The organism is Microbacterium sp. (assembly GCF_031178525.1).
Taxonomy (GTDB): Bacteria; Actinomycetota; Actinomycetes; order Actinomycetales; family Microbacteriaceae; genus Microbacterium.
Genome location: NZ_JAPSJA010000293.1, coordinates 1 through 2,897, shown reverse-complemented (window position 1 = coordinate 2,897; position 2,897 = coordinate 1). Strand labels below are relative to the sequence as shown.

General features: G+C 71.2%; 3 protein-coding genes. 2 read left to right on the top strand and 1 reads right to left on the bottom strand.

Translation table 11 applies throughout. The annotated features are described in order from the left end of the window. The coding region (locus RIF89_RS13365; protein ID WP_309069583.1) for a PhzF family phenazine biosynthesis isomerase at positions 1-404 on the bottom strand (404 nt) is incomplete at its 3' end. Positions 405-507: 103 nt separating this feature from the next. On the opposite strand from RIF89_RS13365, the gene RIF89_RS13360 reads away from it, so the two are divergent. Together RIF89_RS13360 and RIF89_RS13355 are read left to right on the top strand one after the other, a co-directional pair. Continuing rightward, entirely contained in the window at positions 508-1,533 is a 1,026-nt protein-coding gene (locus RIF89_RS13360; protein ID WP_309069582.1) for a TIGR03617 family F420-dependent LLM class oxidoreductase, read from the top strand. 99 nt (positions 1,534-1,632) lie between these two features. Next, a partial coding sequence (locus RIF89_RS13355; protein WP_309069581.1) for an Nramp family divalent metal transporter occupies positions 1,633-2,897 on the top strand: 1,265 nt, incomplete at its 3' end.

Sequence of the window (2,897 nt, the reverse complement as noted above, 5' to 3'; positions counted from 1 at the left end):
TCCCGCACCGACGGCGCCACGCTCGTGAACGACGCGAGCGGCGTCTCCTCGCCCGCCACGGTGCCGATCACGACCTCGCCGACCGGCGTCGCGAAGCGGAACGTGCCCGTGCCGCGCCGCTCGGCGAGTGCGACCGCGAGCGCGATCGTCGCGTGCCCGCAGAAGGGCACCTCCGCGGTCGGCGAGAAGTACCGGACCGCGACGCGGCGCTCGTCCCCGCCGACCTTCGGGTCGATCGCGAAGACGGTCTCCGAGTAGCCGACCTCGGCCGCGATCCGCTGCATGCGCTCGTCCCCGAGCCCGCGCGCGTCGAGCACGACGCCCGCCGGGTTGCCGCCCTCGGGCGTGGCGGCGAAGGCCGTCAAGCGCAGGATCTCCGGGTCGGCTCTCGCGGCGTGCGTCATGCGCCCATTCTCCCGCCGCCACCCGGTGAGGGATCCGCTTCCTCGTCGGGATCCGACAACCGATGCGCCGCGTCCGTGGCCGGAGCCGCAGAATGGCCGGGTGATGAGTGAGACGACGGGGTTCCACATCGAGATCGGCACGCGCGACGCGAGCCCGGATGGCGCCGAGACGGCCGCCCGTTTCGCGGCGGAGAGCGGGTTCGGCGGCCTGCAGCTGACCGAGACGCAGCACGATCCGTTCATCGGCTGCGCGCTCGCCGCACGCGAGGCGGTGCGCGCCGCGAGCCCCATCCGGGTCTCCACCGCGATCGCCGTCGCGTTCGCGCGCAACCCCATGACGGTCGCGATGGCCGCCAACGACGTGCAGCTCGCTGCCGAGGGCCGGTTCGCGCTCGGCCTCGGCTCGCAGGTGCAGGCGCACATCGACAAGCGCTTCTCGATGCCGTGGTCGGCCCCCGCGCCCCGCATGCGCGAGTTCATCGGCGCCGTGCGCGCGATCTGGCGCGCATGGGAGACCGGCGAGCGCCTGGACTTCCGCGGCGAGCACTACCGGCACACGCTGATGTCGCCCGTCTTCGACCCGGGCCCGAACCCGCACGGCAACCCTCCGATCTGGCTCGCGGGCGTCGGCACCGCCATGACGCGCCTGGCGGGTGAGGTCGCCGACGGCTTCGTCGCGCACGCCTTCACGACGCGCGAGTACCTCACCGAGGTCAGCGTGCCGGCGCTCGCGCGGGGCCGCGAGCGCTCCGAGATCACGGCACCCGTGGAGCTGATCGCCCTGCCCTTCGTGATCGTCGGGAAGGATGCCGGCGGGCGCGCCGCGCAGGAGGCCGCCGTCCGCCAGCAGATCGCGTTCTACGGCTCGACGCCCGCCTACCGCGCGGTGATGGAGCTGCACGGCTGGACCGACACCGCCGATCGGATGCACGACGCGTCGCGCCGCGGCGAGTGGCGCGAGATGGCCGCCCTCGTCGACGACGAGATGCTCGAAGCGTTCGCGGTCGCGGGCACGCCTGCGGAGGTGCGCGACCGGCTCGAGGCCCGCTTCTCGGGGCTCGCGTCCACGGTCTGCATCAACGCTCCCGACGCCGCGGACCCCGCCGACGTCGCCGAGCTCGCCGGCTGACCCGGACACTTCTGCCCATCCCCCGCCCGCTGAGCGGGAGGGACGACGGCGCCGCCCATAGACTCGGGAGCACTCATGCCCGAGTCGAGGAGGACCCCGATGAGCACGAAGACCACGCCGGAGACAGACGCGCCCCGATGGCGGGTGATCGGTCCCGGCCTCGTCGTCGCCGCGACCGGCGTCGGATCGGCCGACATGGTCGCCACCCTCGTGGCCGGCTCGAACTACGGCTACATGCTGCTGTGGGCCGTCGTGCTCGGCGTGATCCTCAAGATCGTCCTGGTCGAGGGCGCCGGTCGCTACACGGTCGCCACCGGAAAGACCATCTTCGAGGGGTGGCGCTCCCTCGGCCGCTGGCCGACGTGGTACTTCGCGCCGTACATCGTGATTTGGGGCGTGGTCTACGCCGCCTCCGCGATGAGCTCCACGGCGCTGCCGATCGCGGCGCTCTTCCCCGAGGGCAGCTTCGGCGCGCAGGTGTGGCCGTGGGCGATCGGCACCGGCATCATCGCCTTCCTGATGATCTGGTTCAGCAGGTACCGCATCTTCGAGCGGATCAGCGCGGCGCTCGTCGGCCTGATGTTCGTCACCATCGTGATCCTGGCGATCATCGCGGCCCCGAACTTCCTCGAGACGATCTCGGGCCTGGTACCGCTGATCCCCGAGGGTGGCGTGTTCAACACGCTCGCGCTCGCAGGCGGCGTCGGCGGCACCATCACGCTGGCGGCCTACGGATACTGGCTGCGCGAGAAGGGCTGGGACAGGCCGAAGTTCCTGCGGGTCATGCGCATCGACAACACCGCCGCGTACGTCATGACCGGCATCTTCGTCATCGCGATGCTCATCGTGGGCGCCGAGGTCGTGCGCGCCGCCGGAGTGTCGCTGTCGGCAGGAGACCAGGGGCTGCTCGAGCTCGACGGGGTGCTGCGCGAGCGCTACGGCGACTTCATCGGCGTGTGGTTCCTCGTCGGCTTCTGGGCCGCGGGCTTCTCGTCCGTCCTCGGCGTCTGGAACGGCGTCTCGCTGATGTTCGCCGACTTCATGGGCAACGTCACGGGCAAGGGGTCGAGCCACCCCGACTCGAAGGCGGGCGGCAAGTGGTTCAAGGTCTACCTCGTGTGGCTGACCTTCCCGCCCATGCTGCTCCTCCTGCTCGACCAGCCGATCTTCCTCGTGCTGCTGTACGGGTTCCTCGGCGCGCTGTTCATGCCGTTCCTCGCGATCACGCTGCTGCCGATCCTGAACACCGATCGCGTGCCGCGCGAGTACCGCAACAAGTGGTACCTCAACGTGGCGCTCGGCATCACGGCGCTGCTGTTCATCGTGCTCGGCGCGTACCAGGCGGTGCAGGCCATCGGGAAGGC

Coding starts and splice junctions, on each gene's coding strand:
- RIF89_RS13360 (WP_309069582.1), top strand. CDS start 508: ATGAGTGAGACGACGGGGTTCCACATCGAGATCGGCACGCGCGACGCG.